The organism is Stackebrandtia nassauensis DSM 44728, from assembly GCF_000024545.1.
Lineage (GTDB): Bacteria > Actinomycetota > Actinomycetes > Mycobacteriales > Micromonosporaceae > Stackebrandtia > Stackebrandtia nassauensis.
In genome coordinates, this window is record NC_013947.1 from 710,950 (window position 1) to 734,902 (window position 23,953).

General features: G+C 67.3%; 14 protein-coding genes. 6 read left to right on the plus strand and 8 right to left on the minus strand.

All coding sequences use genetic code 11. The annotated features are described in order from the left end of the window. Window positions 1-20: 20 nt before the first annotated feature. Entirely contained in the window at window positions 21-1,418 is a 1,398-nt protein-coding gene (eccD, locus tag SNAS_RS03345) for a type VII secretion integral membrane protein EccD (protein WP_013015962.1), read from the minus strand. Between the two features lie 202 nt (window positions 1,419-1,620). Here eccD and SNAS_RS03350 point away from each other — a divergent pair, with 202 nt between their 5' ends. The 3 genes from SNAS_RS03350 to SNAS_RS03360 all read left to right on the plus strand — a co-directional run bounded on the left by SNAS_RS03350 (window position 1,621) and on the right by SNAS_RS03360 (window position 6,462). After that, window positions 1,621-5,628, plus strand: a complete 4,008-nt coding sequence (locus SNAS_RS03350; RefSeq protein ID WP_013015963.1) for a type VII secretion protein EccC — start codon at window positions 1,621-1,623, stop codon at window positions 5,626-5,628. A 172-nt stretch (window positions 5,629-5,800) separates the two neighbouring features. Further along, window positions 5,801-6,106: a hypothetical protein gene (locus SNAS_RS03355; RefSeq protein ID WP_041624523.1), complete on the plus strand. Its 306-nt coding sequence runs from the start codon at window positions 5,801-5,803 to the stop codon at window positions 6,104-6,106. A gap of 44 nt (window positions 6,107-6,150) precedes the next feature. Further along, a complete protein-coding gene (locus tag SNAS_RS03360) occupies window positions 6,151-6,462 on the plus strand; it encodes a hypothetical protein (RefSeq protein ID WP_013015965.1) in 312 nt (103 codons plus the stop codon). 60 nt (window positions 6,463-6,522) lie between these two features. On the opposite strand, the gene mycP is transcribed toward SNAS_RS03360, so the two are convergent. After that, window positions 6,523-7,572 carry a type VII secretion-associated serine protease mycosin gene (gene mycP, locus SNAS_RS03365; RefSeq protein ID WP_013015966.1) on the minus strand — a complete coding sequence of 350 codons (1,050 nt, stop codon included), beginning with the start codon at window positions 7,570-7,572 and terminating at the stop codon, window positions 6,523-6,525. Then, complete coding sequence (locus SNAS_RS32310) at window positions 7,545-9,572, minus strand: VOC family protein (protein WP_144300386.1); 2,028 nt, start codon at window positions 9,570-9,572, stop codon at window positions 7,545-7,547. The genes mycP and SNAS_RS32310 overlap by 28 nt, the downstream gene beginning before the upstream one ends. 107 nt (window positions 9,573-9,679) lie before the next feature. Between SNAS_RS32310 and ndk the strand changes: the two genes are divergently transcribed. Continuing rightward, complete coding sequence (ndk, locus tag SNAS_RS03375; protein ID WP_013015968.1) at window positions 9,680-10,087, plus strand: nucleoside-diphosphate kinase; 408 nt, start codon at window positions 9,680-9,682, stop codon at window positions 10,085-10,087. 153 nt (window positions 10,088-10,240) lie between these two features. Continuing rightward, complete coding sequence (locus SNAS_RS32315) at window positions 10,241-11,800, plus strand: RICIN domain-containing protein (protein WP_013015969.1); 1,560 nt, start codon at window positions 10,241-10,243, stop codon at window positions 11,798-11,800. Here the strand turns inward: SNAS_RS32315 and SNAS_RS03385 are convergent. Both SNAS_RS03385 and SNAS_RS32320 read right to left on the minus strand, forming a co-directional pair. After that, entirely contained in the window at window positions 11,797-13,917 is a 2,121-nt protein-coding gene (locus SNAS_RS03385; protein ID WP_013015970.1) for an anthranilate synthase component I, read from the minus strand. The two genes, SNAS_RS32315 and SNAS_RS03385, sit on opposite strands and share 4 nt — an antisense overlap. A gap of 176 nt (window positions 13,918-14,093) precedes the next feature. Further along, window positions 14,094-17,135, minus strand: coding sequence for an AfsR/SARP family transcriptional regulator (locus SNAS_RS32320; RefSeq protein ID WP_144300387.1), 3,042 nt, complete (start codon window positions 17,133-17,135; stop codon window positions 14,094-14,096). A gap of 285 nt (window positions 17,136-17,420) precedes the next feature. On the opposite strand from SNAS_RS32320, the gene ileS reads away from it, so the two are divergent. Next, a complete protein-coding gene (ileS, locus tag SNAS_RS03395) occupies window positions 17,421-20,567 on the plus strand; it encodes an isoleucine--tRNA ligase (RefSeq protein ID WP_013015972.1) in 3,147 nt (1,048 codons plus the stop codon). A gap of 67 nt (window positions 20,568-20,634) precedes the next feature. Here ileS and SNAS_RS03400 read toward each other — a convergent pair whose 3' ends face one another. The 3 genes from SNAS_RS03400 to SNAS_RS03410 form a co-directional block, all read right to left on the minus strand. Beyond that, window positions 20,635-22,029 carry a S8 family serine peptidase gene (locus tag SNAS_RS03400; RefSeq protein ID WP_013015973.1) on the minus strand — a complete coding sequence of 465 codons (1,395 nt, stop codon included), beginning with the start codon at window positions 22,027-22,029 and terminating at the stop codon, window positions 20,635-20,637. Next, on the minus strand, window positions 22,029-23,492 hold the full coding sequence (gene eccB, locus SNAS_RS03405) for a type VII secretion protein EccB (protein WP_013015974.1): 1,464 nt from the start codon (window positions 23,490-23,492) through the stop codon (window positions 22,029-22,031). The genes SNAS_RS03400 and eccB overlap by 1 nt, the downstream gene beginning before the upstream one ends. A 162-nt stretch (window positions 23,493-23,654) precedes the next feature. Then, window positions 23,655-23,948, minus strand: coding sequence for a WXG100 family type VII secretion target (locus SNAS_RS03410; RefSeq protein WP_013015975.1), 294 nt, complete (start codon window positions 23,946-23,948; stop codon window positions 23,655-23,657). Window positions 23,949-23,953: the final 5 nt, after the last annotated feature.

The following is a 23,953-nucleotide window of genomic DNA, read 5'->3' on the forward strand; positions in this document are numbered from 1 at the left end:
TTCGGGGACTTCGCGCGTGCTCAGATGTTGCGGATCCACCAGTAGGCGTCCCAGACCCACAGCGTGATGGGCAGGACGGCGAGGGTGAGGATGATCTGCACGATGTCGCCGGTGCGGCCCCACACCGGCGAGATCCGCTTGCCCGCCACCACGAGCGAGAACAGGATCGTGAAGGCCGCGAACGCGATCAGGCCGCCGCCCACGATGCCCAGCCGCCAGCCGTCCTCCAGCCACAGCCCACCGGCCAGGGCGAGGCAACCCACCCCGACGAGCCCGGCGACGATGAGCGGCAGCCGCTGCCGCAGCGTGCTGAAGTCCCTGGCCTTCAACAGGACCACGAACGCCAGCAGCGCGCACAGGATGAACGCCGAGACGGTCTCTGCGGCGCCGAGCCACGGCAACGAGACGCCGATCATCAGCGCGCAGGCCCCCAGCAGCCCCGACAGGTAGTCGTCGGCGCGGGCGCTGCGCTTCAGCGCCAGTTCACCGTCCAAAGTCTCCAGATCGGCGCGCAGTTGTTGCGGGGTACGGGGAATGTCGGGCATCGGCAGTTGGGCGAGCCGGTACGACAGCATCGGCAGCATCGGGATCGCCGCCAGCGCCAACACCGCGACGGTGGCCGCCGCGGCCTGCGTCGGCACCTCCAGCCAGGTGCGCAGCGCGGTTCCCAGGATCAGGCCGGTGCAGGCGACCGCCGCGGAGTGGAACAGCGGCGCCGAGCGTTCGGCGGCCAGCCCCGCCAACGCGGAGTAGACCACGCCGACGCAACCGCCCGCCAGCAGATGGACGGCGCCCAGGTCGGACATCTCCGCCGCGGGGATCAGCAGGATCGCGCCCCCGAACAGCCCGCAGCCGACGCCGATGAGTCCCAGCAGGACGGCGGCGTGGTGCTGCTCGAAGGCGCGCGCCAGCGCCCAGCACGCCACCAGCGCGACCACCCCGGCCGACAGGACGATGGACCCCGCCAGCCCGCCCGCCATGGTCGCCGCCGTCACCAGACCGCCGGCGAGCGCCAGGGTCCCCGTCACGAGACCCACCTTGCGCGAAGTGGACGGTTGCCACTTCCCGGCCCGATGCGAAGCGGCGGTGGCGATCGCGTCGATGACGTCATCGAACACAGTGGCCGGTGCGGTGTCGGCGGCGAGTCGGAAGTACAGTTCCTCGCCGTCGGTGAGCTTCAACTGCGCCGGGGACAGGTCCGGGTTCAGCGGCGGTTCGCCGAGCCGGGCCAGGGTCCAGCCGCCGCCCTTGACGCCGTCGTTGACGAAGAACTCGCCGTTGGGGGAGGCGGCGGCCTGCAACAGCAGATCCGCCTGGATCTCGGCGATCGGCACGTGCACCGGCAGTGCGACGTCCATTCTGGTGTGTGGTGCCACGACGGTTACCCGGCACAGACCGGTAGCGGTGATCGGGGCCATTAGCTCTCCAAACAGAGGGATTCCGTTGCCGAGAATACCGCCTCGAATTGGCAATTGAAATAGCGCGATCCGTTGCCTTGACACGCATTTTTCCTATTATTCCGGACATTTGCGCGTAGTCGAATCCACATTGTTACGGGTAACTATTGACTGTCGACACCGATACGATGACATCCCTCGATGAATGGGAGCTGGGAGCGCCATGAGCACGGTGACCTACCGCAGACGCCCGCGTAAACCGGGACCAGCGCTTCCCAGCGGTGACCTGGAGCTCGAACCGCCGCCGGACCTCCCGGCACCCCCGCCCCGCAACATCGCGCAGCTGCTCATGATCCTGCCGATGCTGGCGATGGTCGGGGCCATGATGCTGTTGTTCTCCGGCCGGATCTTTTCCGGCGGTGGCGGTGGCGGCGGTTTCAATTCCGGAATGCTCGTCGTCGGCGGCCTGTTCGGAGTCGCCATGGTCGGAATGGTCGGAATGTCATTCACGCGAGGCGGCCAGGACGCCGCCGAAATGACCAATTCGCGCCGCGACTATATGCGATATCTGGCGCAATCCCGGCGAAAAGTGCGCCGCGCGGGCGATCAGCAACGCGAGGCGATGCGCTGGCGCCACCCCGATCCGTCCTCACTGTGGACGCTCGGCGCCTCGGCCCGGCTGTGGGAACGCCGCCCCACCGACACCGATTTCGGCGAGGTACGGGTCGCGGTGGGAACCCAGCAGCTGTCGGTGGTCATCAAGACCCCGGAGACCAAACCGGTCGAGGACCTGGAACCCATGAGCGCCATGGCACTACGGCGCTTCGTCAAGGCACAGTCCACGGTGTCCAACATTCCGATCGCCCTGCAACTGCGGGCGTTCCGTCGGGTGTACGTGCGCGGCGACCACCGGTCGTCCCGCGGCCTGGTGCGGGCGATGCTCAGCCAGCTGGCCACCTTCCACGCGCCCGAGGACCTGTGCCTGGCCGTGGTCGCCGACCCCGGCCGCCGCCGGGACTGGGAATGGCTGAAGTGGCTGCCGCACGCCAACCACCGCGAGGAACTGGACGCCGTGGGGGCGCGGCGGCTCATCGTCGGCAGCATGTCCGAACTGGAGGGTCTGCTGGCGGCCCAGCTCGCCGACCGCAACCGGTTCCAGAAGAACGTGTCCCCGATCCACGAGGGCGTGCACGTCGTGGTCGTCCACGACGGCGGCGAGGTGTCCGGCAACAGCATGCTCACCGGCGCCGGGGTGTCGGGCACGACCGTGATCGAGTTCAACCCGCAGCTGCCGCGACGCCTCCAGCCGTGGATGCTGTGCCTGGAGGTCGATCACGACAAACTCGTCATGACCCAGCCCGGCGGCAGCGTCGACCTGGGCAGGCCCGACTGGCTCAGCGTGGTCTCGGCCGCCGCCCTGGCGCGGCAGCTGTCCAAGTTCCGGCTGGCCACCGTCACCACCTCCGCCGAGGAACCGCTGGCGGTGTCGATGGAGCTGCCCGACCTGCTGGGCATCGGCGACGCGGGCGCCGTCGACCCCCGGCACACCTGGAAGGACGACCGGCCCAACGCGCAGCGCCTCACCATTCCCATCGGGCTCGACCCCAACGGCTCCAAGGTCTTCATGGACTTCAAGGAGGCGGCGCAGGGCGGCATGGGCCCGCACGGGCTCGTCATCGGCGCCACCGGCTCCGGGAAGTCGGAGATGCTGCGCACCATCGTCACCGCGCTGGCCGTGACCCACTCGTCCCAGGAACTCAACTTCGTCCTCGTCGACTTCAAGGGCGGCGCCACCTTCGCCACCCTCGACCGGCTGCCGCACACCAGCGCCGTCATCACGAACCTGGAGGACGAACTGCACCTCGTCGACCGGATGGCCGACGCGATCAACGGTGAGATGATCCGGCGGCAGGAACTGCTGCGCGACGCCGGAAACTATGTCTCGCAACGTGACTACGAACGCGCCCGCCGCGCCGGAGCCGCCCTGGCCCCACTGCCGAGCCTGCTCATCATCTGCGACGAGTTCTCCGAACTCCTGTCGGCACAACCGGACTTCATCGACCTGTTCGTCATGATCGGACGCCTTGGTCGCTCCCTGGGCGTCCACCTGCTGCTGGCCTCCCAGCGGCTCGAAGAGGGACGACTGCGCGGCCTCGACTCCCACCTGTCCTACCGCATCGGCCTGCGCACCTTCTCCGCCATGGAATCCCGGACCGTGCTGGGTGTCCCCGACGCCTACGAACTGCCGCAGGCCCCCGGCCACGGCTACATGAAGATCGACACCGACACCATGCTGCGATTCCGCAGCGCCTACGTGTCCGGGGAGTACCGGACCGCGCAGATCAGCGGGACGACGGTTCAGCAGGACGGGACCGTCGCCCGCACCAAGGTGCTGCCCTACGGCGTCGAACACCAGCCGCTGCCGCCCGAGGCGCTGACCCCCGACGAGGAGCCCGAACCGGACGAGGAACAGCTGTCGGCGGAGGACGACCCGACCAAGGAGACCATGATGTCGGTCATCACCTCCCGACTCGAAGGGCAGGGACCGCCCGCGCACCAGGTATGGCTGCCGCCGCTGGAGGAGTCGCCGAGCCTGGACCAGATCTTCACCCGGCTGGCCGTCGACGGGGAACGCGGCCTGCACGCCCCCGACTGGCCACAGGGGAGCCTCCACGTGCCGATGGGCTGGATCGACAAGCCCTTCGAACAGCGCCGCGACCTGCTCACCTTCGACCTGTCCGGAGCTGGCGGCAACATGGTCGTCGTCGGCGGCCCGCAGACCGGCAAGAGCACCACGCTGCGTTCCCTCATCGGCGCGATGTCCCTGTGCCACACGCCCGCCGAGACCCAGTTCTACTGCGTCGACACTGGCGGCGGCAGCCTGCGGGGGCTCGCCGACCTGCCGCACGTGGGCGGCGTCGGCTCGAAACAGAAACGCGAGGTGGTGCGCCGGGTCATCGCGCAGGTCCAGTCCATCATCGACGACCGTGAGGCCCGGTTCGCTGATCTCGGCGTCGAGACGATGGCGGGCTACCGGACCATGCGGGCCCGGGGCGAGGTCGACGACCCGCTGGGCGACGTCTTCCTCGTCATCGACGGCTGGCAGAACTTCAAGGAGGACTTCGAGCCGCTGGACGACGACGTGCTCGTCATCGCCCAGCAGGGCGGCAACTTCGGCGTGCACCTGGTGCTGTCGTGCAACCGGTGGATGGACATGCGCCCGGTGCTGCGCGATCTCATGGGAACCCGCGTGGAACTGAAACTGTCCGATGAGTACGACTCTGAGATCGACCGCAAGGCGCAGAAGAACATCCCCGAGCGCGCACCCGGCCGAGGCATCATCCACTCCGGACACGCGATCCTCAGTGCCCTGCCGCGCGTCGACGGCAGCAGCAGTGGCGACGACCTCGCCGACGGGGTGGCCCGGTTCGTGGCCGCCTCGGCCGAGGCCTGGAAACACGCTCCGGCCGAACCGATCCGGCTGCTGCCGCGCGAACTGCCCATCACCGAGCTGCCCGAACCGGTGCCCGCGCGACCGCTGCCGATCGGCGTCGACGAGGCGCGACTGGAACCCGTCGGCGTGGACCTGAGCATGAGCCCGCACCTGCTCATCGTGGGCGACACCGAATGCGGCAAGACCAACCTGCTGCGCGTCTTCACCGAGCAGCTGGCCAAGACCCGCGAGCAGAACCCCACCAAGGTCCTGATGATCGACTACCGCCGCACCCTGCTGGGCGAGGTGGACGAGGAACTCATCGGCGAGTACGCCGCCGGGGCCGAGGCTGCCAACGAGGCGGCGCTGCGGCTGGCCAACTCGCTGCGCAACCGGCTGCCGGGACCGGACGTGACCCCCGAACAGCTGCGCGGCCGCGACTGGTGGACCGGCCCGGAGATCTACGTCCTCGTAGACGACTACGACATCGTGTCCACCCAGAGCCCCGATCCGCTGGCGCATTTCGTCGACCTGCTGCCACAGGCACGGGACATCGGCTTCCACTTGATAGTGACTCGCCACATTGGTGGTATTTCGCGAGCCATGTACCAAAATGTCATCCAGCGGCTCACCGAATTGCAGACTCCGGTGCTGATGATGTCCGGTCCCCGGGAGGAAGGCGCCGTTTTCGGCAATGTCCGGCCGCTGCCGCAACCACCCGGCCGGGGCCTGCTCATCAAGCGGGATGGCAACTCCCTGATTCAGACGGCGTGGTCGCCCTCGCGTTTCGGCAATTAAAAAATGATATGTCCGGAATTTGATATAAGGCACTAACGCATTTTCTTTGAAAACTGCTTCGCGAGATCTTTCCAATGCGCTATTCGATAGTAAGCTGGGGTCGGAAAACCCGCTGGGTTTCCTATTCCAGTTCACAACGAACATCAGAGCTATTACGGAAGGCGAGTCGCTTATGTCCGGTGGCGATGAACAGCTTGTCGATCAAGCAGCGCTCGAAGCCATGAAGTCGAAGATCCTCGGCCACGTCCAGGAGTTCGAGGCTTCCATGAAGAGGCTGGTGAAGAGCTCGACCGGGATGGAAGGTCAGGGCCGCACCGTCGAAGCGTTCAAACAGCTGGTCGAGGGACCGGTCCAGAAGAAGTCGACGGATATGAACCAGACCCTCGAGGAGCTCAAGGAGCGCCTGAACACCATCGGTGTCAACACCGAAGAGGGCGACGCGCAGGACGCGCGGGTCTACCAGGCCGACTACGCATAGGGCCCCCACCTCATCAGACACTTCGAGGCTTAGAGGAGAAACACATGAGCGGTGGCGTCTACCACATCAGCTACCCCGCCATTCAGCAGATGCAGAACGAGTTCAACCAGGACGCGGAGAAGGTCCGCACCGAGTTCCAGAACCTCCGCAACGCCGTGCAGGGCGCCGCCCAGCAGGGCCTGAAGGGCGCCGAGGGGCTGGAGCTGGAGTCGGGAACCCTTCCTGCCCTGGACAAGGACTGGAAGACCCTCAGCGATGAACTCAACGACATCAGTCAGCGGCTGAAGCAGACCGAGGCGAACGCCCGGGACCGCGCGAGCAGCAACGCCAAGCTGCTCCAGACCTCTCAGGGCTGAGCGCGACGTACCAACCGACAGCATGGGCCCCCACCGCGACGGTGGGGGCCCAATGTCGTGTCACGACCGGTCGGCGAGCTCCCGGTTGCGCCGGATCCGCGGGATCAGCGAGCGTCCGGCGGCCACGGCCACCACCAGGACCACGGCGGCCAGCAGCATCACCCCGGCGGCGTTGCGCGCGAAGTACTCGGTGTCGCCGGGCCAGGCCGGTCGCGGCGGCGGAGCCTGGGCGTGCGGCGTGTTCTTCTCCAGGTCGGCGGTGACGGCCCGGTACGGGTCGACCATGCCGTGGCCGACCGCGTCGTTGCGGCCGTCCTCGCCCGCCGGGTGCTCGGCGGTCTTGGTGATCCGCTCGGCCACCTCGGCGGGGGACAGGTCGGGGAACCGGGCCATGACCAGCGCCGCGGTGCCGGTGACGAACGGGGTGGCGTAGCTGGTTCCGCTGTCGCCCTTGCTGTACTCGGTCTCGCTGTTGGGGCTGGGCCCGATGATGTCCACCCCCGGGGCGGCCACGTCGACGTAGGAGCCCGTGTTCGACTGCTCGGCGGGCTGTCCGCTGGTGTCGAGGTTCGCCACCGCCAGCACCGACACGTCGGTGCGGTCGCCGTCGCCGTAGGCGGCCGGGTACACCGGTTCGTTGCGGCCGCCGTCGCCGTTCTGGTTGCCCGCCGCGGCCACCAGCAGGACCCCCTTGTCGTGGGCCCGTTCCACCGCCGCCTCCAGTTTCGCGCTGGGCGCGGTGGCCACCGACAGGTTGATGATGTCCACCTTCGCGTCGACGGCCTCGTCGATGGCCTTGGCGAGGACGTCGCTGAAGCCGTCGCCCGGGGTCTTCTCGGCGTCGGGCCGCACCCGGATCGACAGCAGCTCCGCCTCGGGGGCCATGCCGCGGAACTGCCCCTCCGGATCCGGACGGCCCGCGATGACCCCGGCGATGACGGTGCCGTGCCCGATCAGATCGCAGCCCGCGCCCTTGCGGTCCTCGGTGTAATCGCCGCCGGCGGTGACTTTCCCCTTCAACACCCGGTGTTTGTCGGATACCCCCGAATCGAGGACGGCGACCGTGACGCCTTCGCCCTTCGTCAATGCGTCGACGCGGCCGACGTCCATTCTCTCCTGCGACCACGGCGTGCCCTCCCACGGCGAGTGCCCGGCTTCGCTTTTACAGCTCTTCGCATAAACCGGATTTGTCGGAATGGCGATGAAAAGTCCGCCGATGACAATGAGGGACAGAATTCGGCAGCACATTCGCATGCCTTCAGCCTATCCGGAAAACGGTCGGCGAATAAGGCCGACGAATTGCGGGAAATCGCCGGTAATTCCGATTTGTCAGCGCACGGAATTAAACGACGCGACGAATGCTCGCGCAATTCCGTGATCGCCAGTCCGTGGCCGTCCGGGTCCAGGAAGGACGCGGCCCGCAGGTTGTGCACCTCGCCCGACAGCGCCGCCCGGGGCGGGTGGATGAACTCGATCCCCTTGGCGCGCATGGATTCGTAGGCCGCGTCGATGTCGCCGACCTCGAAGGTCAGGTGCATCACCGGGTCACCGGCGCCGGGCGCGTCGTCGCGGCGCCACAGCAGCACCCGGCCGAAACCCGCCTCCAGCAGCACCGCGTCGGGAGCCCGGTCGATCTCCACCAGGCCCAGCAGCTCGGTGTAGAACATGACCGACCGCGGCAGGTCCGCGACGATCAGGGTCGCGGCCACGTCCCGCACCGCCTCGGGCGGCAGCGACGAGGCGCCCCCGTAGTGCGCCACGGTGCCCGGCGTCTCGGCGGCCAGCAGGCTCAACGCGGTTCCGGGAGTCTCGGATTGCTGGGACGGCACCGGTTCCGGGTCGTCCTCCTCGTCGAACAGCGGCGCCATCAACGCGTCGATGTCGTCGAAGTCGTCGTCGAGGGCGACCGGCTCGTCCTCGTCGCTGGGTTCCCGGGGAGCCGGTACCTCGACCGAGGCGTCGGAATCCTCTTCGTCTTCGTCTTCGTCGTCCAGGTCGTCGGACTCGGGTGCTTCGGACTCCGGTTCCGTGGTGCGCGGCGGATCGGCGGGGACGGTGTCCCGTGCCGACGCCTGCGCCAGCAGTGTCTCGCGGGCGACCTCGGCGGCGATCGGCGGATCGTCCTCGGGTGCCTCGGCCACGACGGCTTCGGTCGCCACGGGTCCGGACTCGGTGGTCTCGGCCTTCACCTCGTCCAGCCCGGCCTCGGCGACCGGTTCGGGTTCGGACGCGGCCTCGGACGACTCGGTCTCTGCCGGTGCGGTCTCGACCGGCCCGGCGGCGGCCGCGTCCGGCTCATCGGCCTTGTCGTCGGCCGCCTCGTCGCGCTGCTTCTGCGGCACCACAACGGTCACGGTGTCCTTGGACGGCGCCTTGACCTCGGCGGCCTTCGCCGACACGGCGGCGGACGGGGCCTTCGACTCGGCGTCCTTCTCGCTGTCGTGCGCGAAGCTGCGCTCCAGGTCGGCCAGCGAGTTGACCTCGTCGTCGGCCGGTTCGTCCTCGGTCTTCAGGTCGTCGATGTGGAACTCGGCGACCTTCTCCAGCGGGACCTCGGTCTCGACGGGCTCCTGGATGAAGTGGTAGCGCGCCCGCGCCGCCGTCACCACCGCCAGCGCACCGGCGAAGAACAGGAACGCGATCACCGCGGCCGCGATGCTCTGGGCGCCAAGGGCGATGGCGCCGGTGAAGAGCGAGAGAACCAGTAAAGTCAGGACACCGGCGGCCCGGGACCCCCCGAAGTTCTTCAGGTTGCCGAATCCGCCGCCGACCCCGCCGCGCGCGCCTCGGCGTCGCGGCCGGTTGCGCCGGTCCATCTCATGGGTCGCCCACCAGCTGCGCCAGCCGCGCAACGGCCGGCTCGGTTGCGCCACACGGCCTTTGACCTGCTGCCGACCCCGGTTGCGGGTCGCCTGCTGCTGCCGCGCCCGTTGGGCGGCGCGCTGGGCGTGTTGCGCGTGCTGTGCCGCGCGTGCCGAACTGCTCGACTGCCCACGCTGTTGCCGGGCACCACCTTTGGGGGCGGCACCCTTCGGGGTGGCGCGTTGCGGCTGTCTCCGCGCCGCGGCCTTGGGTTGCTGCCGGGGCGGTTGACGGGGTGGTTGACGCATGTCGGTGGCTGGCCCTCCCACGAACGATGAGGTAGATGGTACGTCCGCTGCGGCCAGGGAGGCAATACCCATTAAGATCATTGCCCCGGACGAATGAAGGAGTAACAGTGTCACAGCGGACCCTCGTATTGGTCAAGCCCGACGCCGTACGGCGCGGCCTCGTGGGCGAGATCGTCTCCCGCCTTGAGAACAAAGGACTGACCATTGAGGAGATGCAGACGCGTACAATGGACGGCGAGCTCGCCGACACCCACTACGCGGAGCACGTCGACAAGCCCTTCTACCCGCCGCTGAAGGACTTCATGACCTCGGGAAAGCTGGTGGCGCTCATCGTGTCCGGCGATGAGGCGATCACGGTGGTGCGCTCCCTGGCCGGTGCGACCGACGGCCGCAAGGCCGCCCCCGGAACGATTCGCGGTGACCTGTCACTGTCCAATCGCGAGAACCTGATCCACGCCTCCGACTCCGAGGACTCGGCCAAGCGCGAGATCGCGCTGTGGTTCCCCGACAACTGACGTAAGACCTCCTCCCGCATCGCGGGATGAAAATCACTCCGCCGGTCAAGCGAACCTGCGAGCCGTCCGCACCCGTCCCCATGGCGACGTGTCGATATCCAAACGCGCGCCATCCTCGATATCCGGATGGGTGCGCGGCTCGAAGGTGAAGCCATGACTGAAGACCCCGAACGGCCCGAGGACGACGCGGTGGCACCGTTGCCGTCCCTGGCCGAGGCCCGCACCCGCCGTCGGCGGCGCGGGCCCGGGCGACTGCCCGACCCGCCGCCCGTCGAGGCCGAACCCCCGGCGAAGCGGCGGCTGCTGTCCGGCGGCCGTGGCAAACGCCGACGCGGCCGCCACCAGCCCGCCGCCGAACCGACCTCACCCGCGCCCGCCGTGGCGCCGACCGAGCCGCCACCGGTCCCGCCGGTCACCCGTCCGGCGCCCCGGATCCAGCCCCCCGATCCGGACGCAGACGTCCCGCCGACGCCGATGTACTCCGACGCCGCCCCGCCCGCGCCCCCGATGTACCCGCGCGAGCCGCAGCAGCGATCCGAAGCGCCGCAACCGATCGACAGCCCGGCTCGTCCCGAGCCGCCGCAGCTGTACCGTCCGCCGGCGTCCCTGCCCGCCTACCCCGACCCGCCGCGCTACCAGCCGCCGCGTCCGCAGCAGACGGTCCCGTACCCCCACATCTCCCCGCAGCCCGCCGAGCCGGACCCCGTCCCGCCGTCGCGCCCGGTGTCGCCGCCCGCGGCTGCCTCTCGCCCCCGCATCTTCTCCGGCCCACCGGTTCCGGCCACCGCACCCAGCTCCCCGGTCGCCGCCGAGCCCCGTCCTCCCGAACCGCCGACGGCCGAACTACCCCTGGCCAGCCCGCCTCCCGAACCGCCCGTCGTCCGGCGGCCCCCCGAACCCGCCATCGCCCAGCGCCCGACCGAACCGCGGCCGCAACCCACCGAAACCGCCCCCGACCCGGCCGGGATCTCCGCCCCGGACGACCTGTACCCCGTGACCCCCTCGCCCGCCGTTCCCGTGACGCCGCCGAGGCTTCGGGAACCGGTGTGGCCCGACGAACCGCCCCTGCCCACCACCGTCGACCACCTCGGACGTCGCCTCGTCCTGGTGGCCGTGGCGCTGGCGCTGCTGGCCGTGGGAGTCACCGCCACGCTCACCTTCCAGCCGTTCTCGGCCAAACCGAGCGCGAACTCCGACACCAACAGCGATGCCAGTGCCGGCGCCAGCCTGCCGCCCACCGGCCCGCCCCTCAGCTCGGACGACCTGCCGCCCTCCTATGAGAAGGCCAAGCTGCCCGACAACGGCGACATCCTGCTGTACAGCTGGTCCACCCGCAAATGCGTGAGCCAGGCCGATCCCGTGATCGACCCCGAGGCGAAGTTCGAGACGGTGGTGTCCAGCTGCGAAGAGGAACGGGCCACGATCTACCTGGAGGAGATCGACGGCCGGTACCGGTTCCAGCCTCGGGGCATCGGCGGCTGCGTCGTCCCCAACGGCACCGGCGAAGGCCGGGGCTTCCGAGATGGCTTCTGCGACAGGAAACCCCGGGAGTTCTTCCATCTCGACGATGTGGACGAAGACGGGTTCGAGAACGTCTTCCGCGTCCGTACCGCCGAGACCAACTACTGCATGACCCTTGACGGAACCACCATCGTGCAGCGGCCCTGCACCGCCGACGACCCGAACCAGCAGTTCCTCCTCGAAGAGCTCTAAGCCGTCAGTCGCAAGGCATTGCCGATGATGCGGTGCCCCGCGACCCCCGCTGCCGTGAGGATCGACTCCGGGTGGAACTGCACCGCGAACCGCTGCCGCTCGGCGTCCTCAATGGCCATGACGACCTCACCGGTCGCCGCCGTCACCGCGAAACCGCCACCGACCTGCTCCGGGGTGGCATACAGCGAGTGATACCGCGCCGCGGTGAACTCCTCCGGCAAGCCCTCGAACAGCGACCCGCCCGACACCGCGATCCGGGCGGGCTTGCCATGCCAGGGAACATCCAAGGTCGACAACTCGCCGCCCGCGTGCTCCACCATGGCCTGCAACCCCAGACACACGCCGAACACCGGCAACCCGCGCGTATAGAGCTCGTCAAGCAAAGCCGCGCAACCGAAGTCGTTCGGACGCCCCGGCCCCGGCGACAACACCACCAGGTCCGGCCGATACGAGTCCAACAGCGACGTGTCGAACCCGAACCGCACCGTCGACACCGTCGCCTCGTGCTGCCGGAAGTAGTCCGCCAACGTGTGCACGAACGAGTCCTCGTGATCGACGAGCAGCACCCGCCGCCCCTTCCCGGCCGCACCCCCGGCCAGCTCGACGGGGGAGGAGTCCTGGCGAACCGGCGCCGAATCCGCCGACACCGCCTCCAACAACGCCCGCGCCTTCAGATACGTCTCGCGCTCCTCCGCGTCGGGATCCGAGTCGAACAACAGCGTCGCCCCGGCCCGCACCGTCGCCACCCCGTTGCGGATCTGCGCCGTCCGCAAGGTCAGTCCGGTGTTCATCGACCCGTCCAGGCCCAGCTTGCCGATGGCCCCGCCGTACCACTGGCGCGGCGTCGCCTCCTGCTCCTCGATGAACCGCATCGCCCAGGTCTTGGGAGCACCGGTGACGGTCACCGCCCACATGTGAGTCAGGAACGCGTCCACAGCGTCCATCTCGGGCCGCAGCCTGCCCTCGATGTGATCGACGGTGTGAATGAGCCGCGAGTAGATCTCGATCTGCCGCCGCCCGATCACCCGCACCGACCCCGGCACGCACACCCGCGCCTTGTCGTTGCGGTCCACATCGGTGCACATCGTCAGCTCGGACTCCTCCTTCAGCGAACCGAGCAACTCCGCGATGTTCGCCGCGTCCCCGAGCGCGTCGGCCCCCCTGGGCACCGTCCCCGCGATCGGACAGGTCTCCACCCGATCCCCGGTCACTCGCACATACATCTCCGGCGAAGCACCCACGAGATACTCGCGCTGCCCCAAGTTGATGAAGAACTCATACGGAGCCGGGTTCGCGGCCCGCAACCGCCGATAGAACCCGGCCGGGGAATCGCACACGGCGTGCATCCGATGGCTGGGCACCACCTCGAACAGGTTCCCCGCCGCGAACTCGGTCTTGGCCAGCCTCACCGTCTCGGCATAGGAACCCGGCTTCGGCCCCTCGGGCGCCTCGGTAGCCGGACGATAGTCCAGCGCCTCGGTCCCCCGCGGCAACCCCTCGGTCGAAACCCCGTCCACCTCGAACTCATACGAGAAGTGGTGCGCGATCTCCCGCTCCCGATCCCAGATACTCAACGCGTCCGGCAGCTGCAACACCAGCTCCCGGTCCCCATCCTCGCGAGCCTTCGCCAACGCCATCGGCTCGAACTGAAACGCCAGGTCATACCCGAACGCCCCATAGAACCCCAGGTGCTCGTCCTCACACGCCAACGCCGCCAGCAACGCCCGCACCCCGGTGAACACACTCGACTGCCGACTCCGCTCCTCCTCGGCGAACCCCCCGGACGGCTCGGGCACCCGCACCCGCACGACATCCTCGGCCTCCACCAACGACTCCCCACACCCCAGCAACGCCCGCCCCAACGCGGGCAACAACACCCGCCCCCTCGCGTTGAGAGCCGCCACCTCGATGTCCCGCCCCCGCGAAGTCACCTCCACACAGGGATCCACAAAGGCCATGTGCCAGCGGCTATAACGCCCGGGATACTCCATCCCCGAACTGAAGACCCCACCCCGGCGGGTCTCGACGGCGTCGATGATCTCATCGAACTCCCCGGGACGAACCGGACTGTCCGTCCTGTGTATCTGAATTCCGGAACCTGTCTGAAACGAGTTCATGGCGGGCAAGCCCTTTCGATAATGAGCCAGGCCCGGACAGTACAAAAAAGGACCGCCCGTGCTCGGCGGTCCTGGTTTGATTCGCGTGCGAAATCGGTGGCCGCCTCAGCGGCGCCACCAGCATCCCGTCATTCGACTTCGCACGAGGAGAACCATAGCCGATGATGACGGGATTGTCACCGCTGCAGGGGAGCGGCGCGCAGCGTGTCGAGCAGCGAGCGCGCGTGCTCCGCCTCCGGGACGCCGAGATCGTCGAAGATGTCTCGTGCCTGGCGACCGAGGGTTTCGGCTTGGGAGCCGTCGCCGAGGTCGGCACACAGCAGGGCCTTCTCCAGCAGGCATCGGCCGATCCGCAGCGGCTGGGAGATGCTCTCGGATATCTCCAACGCGGCCGACACATGGTGGTTCGCTGTCGGGAACTCGCCGATTCGCCGACTTATTCGGGCAGCTGTCAACCGGGCCAGCGCGAGTAGATCAGGTTTTCTGGCGGCGTCGGGTGTGGCGAGAACGTGCTCGACGAGAGCCAGCCCGCGTTCGGCCTCACCCGTGTCACAGTGCAGCTGGGCCAGTGTGCAGCGCGCCTCGTACGCGATCGCGGTCCTGCCGGAGCGTTCCGCGATGGCGATGGCCTGATCGAGATCGGTCCGGGCTGCTTCGTATTCGCCCTCGATACGGTGCACCTCACCTCGCAGCCCCAGCGCGATGGTGCGGACCTGGGGCGGCACGAGCTGGGAATACTCTTCGGCCAGGACCCAGCTCAGCCACGCTTTGAGGTCCGCGTAGCGGCCCATGTCGAAGTACAGCATGCCCGCGGGCAAGGCGGTACTTTGCGGCACGGTCGTACGAGTCTCGACTTCTGAACTGACGACGATGCGCCAAGCGTCGTCGTATCGTCCGAGTTGGCGATACAGAGCTCCCAGATTGAGGGCTCGCACCTCGCGGTCCACCGTCGCGCCCGTCTGTTCGGCGAGTTCGAGGGTCTCGGCCAGCAGTTGCGCCGCTTCGTCGAAGCCGCCCCGAGTGGAAAGCACTGTAGACAGGTTGGTTCGGATCGTTCCGTTCGCGTCCCCATCGCCTTGCACGGCGGCCAAGGCGATGGCCTCTCGGCAGTAACGCTCGGCCTCGTCTGCATGACCGGCCACCCAAGCCGTCATTCCTAGCAGATGACGCATCTCGATTTCGCCGTAAGGGTCGCCGGCCTCGATCGTTTCCGCCAACAGCTGGGTCGCGAGTTGCGTGACGGTGTGGACGTTCACCGTCCAATGCAGCAGTCGGCGGAGCCCGGCGGCCAGTTTCCAGATACGTGGCCGTCGACGCCAGGCTCGGCAAGCTTCCACGATGTTGTCGAACTCTTCACCGCGAGGCGTTGATACTTGCCAGTCGGTGAAACGTCGCACCAGCTCATCACGGGTGGTTTCATCCAGTTCGACGGTCAGCCGTGTGCTGACATACGCCTTGATCAAGTCGTGAAAACGGTATCGGTTGGGCCGATGGCGTTCAAGCAGATGCGCGTCGGCGAGCCGCGTCAACAACTCCCGTGTCTTGTCGGCTTCCTCCGTGCTGAGTTCGATGACGAGCTCTTCGGCGTAGTCGGCAGTCGGGATGAAGCCCAGCCGAAGCAGCAAGAGTCGAGCTTCGTCGCTGATCGCGGCGATCGACCGATCGAACACCGATGTCAGTGCCGCTTTTGGATCACCCTCCACGGCCAGCAGTTCGAGCCGGTCTGAGGAACTGTCCAGTTCGTCGACGAACGTCGCGACGGAGGTGTGTGGACGATTGGCAAGGTTCGCGCCAGCCATGCGCAAAGCCAGTGGAAGATGTCCACACAGGTCGGTAAGTCGATAGACCGCGAGCTCATCCTCGTGCAGTCGCCGTGTATCGATCATCACGGTCAGCAAGTCGAACGCCTCCGACCGGCTCAACGCGTCGAGTGAAACCGATTGGGCAGACTCTGTCGTGGTCAGCGGGGTGAGGCGTTCCCGGCTGGTCACCAGCGTTACGTTGACGCCGATTGGCAGCAGCGGCCGTACCTGGTCGGCATTCAGCGCGTTGTCCAAGACGACAAGGACGCGCCGCCGGGCAAGGAGGGAGCGATACAGCGTCACCGCGTCATCGATACTGGCTGGTGAATCGCCGTTGTGCCCCAATGCCCGGATGAAGGCATGCAGCGCGTCGACGGGTTTGACCGGTTCCGTCGTGTCGAATCCGCGAAGGTTCACATAGAGCTGTCCATCGGGGAACTGTTCTCGATTTTCGGCGGCCCAATGTATAGCCAACGCGGTCTTCCCCGAACCGCCGACTCCGCTAAGCACCGCGACCGAATGCTGAGGATTCTCCGCCAGCAATGCGTCGAGTTCGGAAAGCTGTTCACCGCGGCCAATGAACCCGCGAATGCTCGCCGGAAGCTGAGCTGGTGGCGGTGCCTGCGTCGACACGACGGCGGAAGAGTGGATCGTGGAGTCCTCGCCGTCGCGGATGCTGTCACGCAGTCGTCGCAGGTCCGGGTCGGGATCCAGTCCCAGATCGTCGCGAAGCCGTGAGCCGAGGTGATCAAAGGCCGCCAATGCCACCTCGGTCTGCCCAACGCGGTGCAACGCGGTCATGAGGTGCTGGGTGAATCGCTGCCGGTATGGGTGTTCGGCGACCAGCTCTCGCAGCTCGCCGACGAACTCCGCGCTTCTGTCCGAGGCCAGCGCCGCGGCGAATCTGTCCTCCATCACCGACAGCCGCTCCTCTTCCAACCGATTGGCGGCTGCTTCGAAGATCCGACCGGGGATACCCGCCAACGCGGGCCCTCGCCACACACCCAAAGCGTCGGTCAAGGTCATGAAGGCGGTGTCGAACCGGCCCGCCTCAGCGGCGCCGCGTCCACGCCGGACCAATGTGGTGAATTCGCTGTGGTCCAGTTCCGACGTGGTCAATCGGTAGCCTTCGCCGACTCGCGCTACCGGGTCCAGCTCGGCTTCGGTCAGTGAACGCCGCAGCGCCGCCATGGCGTTTTGGACCTGACGCTTGGCTGTCGCCGGGGGGTCGTCATCCCACAGCGCGTCCACCATCCGCCCCAGTGAGACCGTCCTGTCGTTCTCCAGCAGCAACAGCGCCAGCAGCTTCGGCTGATGCTGGCCGAGAATGGGGACGGTCGAGCCGTCGAGCCGGACGTCTAGAGGTCCGAGAATCCGAAACTCCATCTGATGCGGCTCTCCGTTCGGGTCGACCACTCGCCGACAGTGTTCGCGGTGGTGGCTGTCGCAGTAAAGCAAACTCGGTTGCGTCACCAGGGTGGCAGGTCGTTACACTTGGTCGCAACGGCGTTGACCTGGCCATCACCAGTGAGCCTCCGGAAGAACGGGCACCAGCCTCACTAGAACCGGACGGGAAGGCCCGTCACAGCCTCCACGAGCGGACTCGGCAGCTGCTGCCGGGTCAAGCGAGGTGGTACCGCGGGCTCCGGCTCGTCCTCGCAACGGCAACGCGAAACCACGGCCGCTGCGAAGGAGCGATCAATGGCCTATCCGAAGGACGACCCCGCCCGGGGCGTACCCGCCAGTCCGAATCTCCCCGCCGTCGAGGAGCGCGTCCTCGGCCACTGGGACACCGACGGCACCTTCAAGGAGTCCATTGCCCGCCGCAGCGCCGGTCCCAACGGCGAGGGTGAGTTCGTCTTCTACGACGGCCCGCCGTTCGCCAACGGCCTTCCCCACTATGGACACCTGCTGACCGGGTACGTCAAGGACATCGTGCCCCGTTACCAGACCATGCGCGGCAAGCGCGTCGAGCGTCGGTTCGGCTGGGACTGCCACGGCCTGCCCGCCGAGGTCGAGGCCGAGAAGCAGCTGGGCATCTCCACCAAGGCCGAGGTCGAAGCCCTCGGGCTGGAGAAGTTCAACGCCATCACCCGGGAATCCGTCCTGAAGTACACGAAGGACTGGGAGCGCTACGTCACCCGGCAGGCCCGCTGGGTCGACTTCGACAACGACTACAAGACCCTCGACCTGGACTACATGGAAAGCGTCATGTGGGCCTTCAAATCCCTGTACGACAAGGGATTGATCTACGAGGGCTTCCGGGTGCTGTGGTACTGCACCCGCTGCGAGACGCCGCTGTCCAACACTGAGACCAAGATGGACGACACCTACCGGGACCGTCAGGACCCGGCGGTGACCGTCACCCTGCCGCTCGTCGCCCCGGGTTCCGACCTCGACGGCGTCAACGCTCTGGTGTGGACGACCACCCCGTGGACGCTGCCGTCCAACCTCGCCGCCGCGGTGCACCCCGACGTCGAGTACGTCGTCGTGGAACACGAGGGACAGCGTTACCTGCTGGCCGAGGCCCGGGTCGCCGCCTACGCGCGCGAACTCGGCGAGGAGCCGCCGGTCGTCGGCCGCTACACCGGCCGCGAACTGGCGGGTCTGCGGTACCGGCCGCCGTTCGACTTCTTCGCCGGACGCGACAACGCCCACCAGGTGCTGCTGGCCGACTACGTCACCACCGACGACGGCACCGGCATGGTCCACATCGCTCCCGCCTTCGGTGAGGAGGACAAGGTCGTCACCGACGCGGCCGACATCGAAGCCGTCGTCCCGGTCAACGCCCAGGGCCGCTTCACCGAGGAGGTACCCCCGTACGAGGGCCAGCACGTCTTCGAGGCCAACAAGCCGATCATCCGGGACCTCAAGGAGTCGGGCCGCCTGCTGCGCCACGACACCTACGTGCACTCCTATCCGCACTGCTGGCGCTGCGACACCCCGCTGATCCAGCGCGCCCTGTCCAGCTGGTTCGTCAAGGTCGTCGACTTCCGCGGCCGGATGCTGGAACTCAACCAGCAGATCGCCTGGACCCCGTCGCACATCAAGGACGGCCAGTTCGGCAAGTGGCTGGAGGGTGCCCGCGACTGGAACATCTCCCGCAACCGGTTCTGGGGCTCCCCGATCCCGGTGTGGGTGTCGGACAACCCCGATTACCCGCGCATGGACGTCTACGGATCCCTCGACCAGCTGGAAGCCGACTTCGGTGTCCGCCCAACGGATCTGCACCGTCCCGCCATCGACGAACTGACCCGGCCCAACCCGGACGACCCCACCGGACAGTCCACCATGCGCCGGGTACCCGAGGTGCTGGACTGCTGGTTCGAATCCGGCGCGATGCCGTTCGCCCAGGTGCACTACCCGTTCGAGAACCGCGACTGGTTCGAGCACCACTACCCGGGCGACTTCATCGTCGAGTACAGTCCGCAGACCCGCGGCTGGTTCTACACCATGCACGTCCTGGCGACCAGCCTCTTCGACCGTCCCGCCTTCAAGTCCTGTGTGGTGCACGGGACCCTGCTGGGCGAAGACGGCCGCAAGATGTCCAAGAGCCTGCGCAACTACCCCGACGTCTACGAGGTCTTCGACTCTTACGGCGCCGACGCGATGCGCTGGTTCCTGTGTGCCTCACCGGTCCTGCGTGGCGGCGACATGCCGGTCACCGAGGCCGGTATCAGGGACACCGTCCGCCAGGTCGTCCTACCACTGTGGAACGTCTGGTACTTCTTCTCGCTGTACGCCAACGCCGAGGGCTACGAGACCACCCCGGACGCCGCCGAAACCGCGGCACTGGCCAGCGACAACGTCCTGGACCGCTACGTGCTGTCCAAGACCCGCGAACTCGTCGACAACGTCCGCGAATCCATGGACGCCTACGACGTCTCGCGCGCCTGCGAGCACGTCCGCTTCTATCTGGACGCGCTCACCAACTGGTATGTCCGCCGCTCCCGGGAACGCTTCTGGACCGGCGACCGCAGCGCCTTCGACACGCTGTCCACGGTGCTGCGAGTCGTCTGCGAGACAGCCGCCCCGCTGCTGCCGCTCATCACCGACGACATCTGGCGCGGCCTCACCGGTGACAGTTCGGTCCACCTGGCCGACTACCCGGACGCCACCGTCCTGCCACAGGACCACGCCCTGGTCGCGGCGATGGACGCCACCCGCGACGTCTGCTCGGCGGCCCTGTCACTGCGCAAGGCCACCAAACTCCGAGTCCGCCTCCCGCTGGCCTCCCTGACGGTGGCCACGGTGGACGCCGACTCGCTGCGCGAGTTCGTCTCCCTGATCGCCGACGAGGTCAACGTCAAGGAGGTCGTCTTCACCGCCGACGTCAGCACCTACTGCGACCAGACCCTGTCCGTGGTCCCACGCGTCCTCGGACCCCGCCTCGGCAAAGACGTCCAGCGCGTCATCAAGGCGGTCAAGTCCGGCGACTGGTCGGTGACCGACGACGTCGTCACGGCGGGCGGAGTCACCCTCCAAGAGGGAGAGTACGAACTCACCATGACTCCGCGTTCCGCCGAACGCACCGCCATCCTCCCCGGCAAGGCCGGTGTGGTCGTCCTCGACACCGAGGTCACCCCCGAACTCGCCGCCGAGGGTCTGGCCCGCGACGTCGTCCGCGTCGTCCAGAACGCCCGCAAGGAAGCCGACCTGGTGGTCACGGACCGCATCTCCCTGACCCTCGACACCCCCGCCGAGGTCACCGCCGCGGTCAAGACCCACGAGGAGTTCGTCAAACGCGAAACCCTCACGACCGCGCTGGAGTTCGCTCCCGTCACCGAAGGCACCACCGGCGAAGCCGGTGACGGCCTCACCGTGAAGGCGGCCGTCGCCAAGGCGTAGAACGAACCGAACGGTGGCCCCGGCGAAATCGCCGGGGCCACCGTCATCGTTTGAGCGGGCTCGGAAGCTATTCCTTCAGGCCCTTGATGCCCTGGAACACCGGAATCGGATCGCCGTCATCGAAGGGTTCGATGTGGTCGGACTTGTCGACACGTTTGACGTGCCACTTGCCCTTCTTGCCCCGGCGCAACGCGCCGACACCGGCCAGCGCGGCGACGAACAATCCCAGAGCACCCAGACCGATCCACAGCGCCCAGGTCTTCATCTTGGCGAAGTCGGCGTTGCGCTTGACCGCCGCCGGATCCGCCGCGGGAGCGTCCATGTCCATTTCCTTGGCTTCGCTCGCGCTCATCTTCTGGGTGACGGCCATGTAGGGGTCGACCCGGCCGTGCCCGTATCCGGGACTGCCACCGGTGTTGCCCTCGACGTCCTCGTCCCCGGTCATTCCGGTGCCCCCGGCCGTGGGTGAGGCGGTCGACATGATCTGCTTGGCGACCTCTTCGGCGCTCCAGTCCTTGTGCTGGGCCCGCAGCAGTGCCGCGGTTCCGGAGACGAATGCCGTGGCACCCGAGGTACCACCGAACTCGGTGTCGTACTTCCCGTTGGGAAGTGGCGCCGCGATGCTGGCGCCCGGCGCGACGACGTCCACCCAGGGGCCTTTTTGGGATGTGGCGAGCCGACTCTCGTTCTTGTCGACCGCTCCGACACCGATGACATTCGGATAGTTGGCGGGGTATGTCTCGCCGGGCTTGGGATCGGCACCGTTGTTACCCGCCGCGGCAACGACGACGACATCATTCTTGACGGCGTTGGCTATGGCATCCCTGATGGGTTTGTAGTCAGCTTTGTACTTGACCGAAAGGTTGATGACCTTGGCCTTGGCTTTGACCGCCTCGTCGATGGCATCGGCGAAGTCGTTCTCGTCGACGATGATCTCCTGGTCTTTGTCCTCGGCGTCTTCCTTGGCGGCCTGAGCTTCCTTCCCGGGACGTTTGTTGGAGATCCGATAGGGGATGATCTCGGCTTCCGGCGCGATTCCGTAGAAGCCGCTCTCCTCGTCGGGACTACCGGCGATGATGCTCGCGACCTCGGTGCCGTGACCGTCGCAGTCCTCCGTGGCCGCGTCACCACCGGAGGCCTTCTCCTGCTCCTTGTTGTCGATGTACGCCTTGCCGCTGCCCACGCGTCCGTCGAGCAGTTTCATGTCCGCCTGGACCCCGGAGTCGATGACCGCGACCTTGACGCCCTCGCCCTTGGTGAGGGGCCATACCCGTTTCACGTCGAGCAGGTCATACGCCCACAGTTTGCTCTTGGAGACATCGCTGGCGTCTTTCGGCTTCTCCGCGCCGTCGGGACATTTGCGGCCCTCGGCCGAGGCGGCCGAAGGAAACGCGACGACACCGCCGAGAACCACCGTGAGCGCCACGAAGGCCGTGGCGCCGCGCCAACCCTGCCCTCGCATCACCGGCTCCCCACGGTTTCCATCGCACTGTCAGGACTCAGATCGGGGCCCCGCGGAATCAGACTGAGTACCTGGCTGGGCATGTGAACCCGAGCCGGAGCCTTGATCCCCTTGCTGTTGTCGCCTCGGTATCCGAAGGCGGTGAGCGCGTCGGCCGGGGCGGCCGCGCCGTTCTTGGACCCGCTGTGATCCGTCTGCTCGATGCCGAAGATCTCCCCGGAGGCGGTGACCAGGGACAGTCCGCCCTCGTCCTCGGAGTCACCCGTCTCGACCAGGGCGCCGGTGCCTGGGGCCACGACGATCTGGTCCGCCAGCGCGGCGCCACCCTCCTTGACCTCGGGTGTTCCCACGCCGTCGATGTCGGGGGTGTCGGCGTTGTAGACGATCTTCGTCTCCTTGCCCTCGGACGGGAACACCGCGCACAGGCGGGACTCGTCGGCGGCGTCGGCGAATTCGGGGAGCTTCTCCAGCGGCGAGCTCTCCTCGGCGGGCTTGAGGTCGTCCGGGTCGTCGGAGAACTCACTCGTGTTGGCCTCTTTGAACTTGTCCTCGCTGCCCTCGGTGATGAGGTACGCCTGCAGTTCGGTGATCGAGGCGATGTTGTCCTTTGTGGCAACCCAGAAGGTGGTGTTGCCGCCGCCGGTGTTCTTGTAGACGGTCCCCACTGGATCGCCGGTGGTCGACTCGTCCTTGGGGTCGCCGTAGTCGGGTGCCTCCAGGGGCTCGCCCGATTCGACGCCGTCCAGGACGGCCTTGTCGGCCTCGTGCACGGTCTCCCCGGTCGCGTTCAGGTAGCCGATGGCGTCGTCGCTGATGGGGTACTTGTGACCCTGCGATACGAGGTACTGCTCCTCACCGGCCTTGGCGAGCAGGGCGTCCTTGCCCAGCGCATCGCCCTTGGTCTTCGCCGTTCCGATATAGAGCTTCGACGTGGGGGTGTCGTTGTTCTTGTCGGCGGGGAAGGAGCACAGCGTCCAGTCGTCTCCGGACAGCGCGTCGGCCTTGGGGATGGAGTTCGGCGCTCCCGGGATCCCGACGCGCGGCCCCATGGACACACTGTCGTCGTCGGAGCGCAGTGACTGGGCCTTGATCTCGAAGACCTCGGTCGTGCCCGCGATGAGGGCGGCGGAGGCGAAGTTCGCGGTCTCGTAGAGGACCTGCTTCTGGTCGGCCTTCTTCTCGTCCTTGCGGGGGAGGATGACGTAGAAGGCCCCGGTCTCCTCCTCCTTGATGATCGCCGCGCCGTCCTTCCAGTTCGCGGTGCGGCCGCAGCCGGTGGCGAACAGGCCGATGACCGCGGTGACCGCGAGGGCGAGGATGCTCAGCATGACCCCGGCGAAGATGGCGCCACCCGCCCGGCGAAACGGCGACTCGGCCGGGTCGGTCTTGCGGTAGACGAGTGCCGAGACGATCCGTTGCAAGAGGAACTGATAGCTCTGCAACTGATCTCGTCTGGTGGCCATGAGGTCTCCTTGAACGGGGTGCCGCGAGGCTTGCGACTAACACAATAGCGTGGGGCGACACGAGGTCTTGGTTGTCGTGTGACGCCTGTGAACGACGAAAACGGTGTTCCGCACACAGTATTTGTCTGCGGAACACCGTCGAAGGTGTCTAAGGCGTTCGACTTAGCCGAACATGCCAGCGGCGCGGATGTCCGCCGACTGCATACCCTCTTTGCTGACGCCCAGGGAGACCTTGAGGTTCATGAGAGCCTCGGCGATCTTCAGGGCCGCGCTACGCCACTCTGTTTTCTTCTCGAAGTAGACTTCTTGGGCTACTGAGCCCCTCCATGCTTCGCCTTCGAGCGGCTTGAGGGCGGTCTCGATGCCGTCGAGCTCGGAGTCCATCTTCTTGAGGAAACCGTCGATGATTTCCGCGCACTGATCGATACCGTTGTAGTCGTACCTGATGTTGCTCACGATCA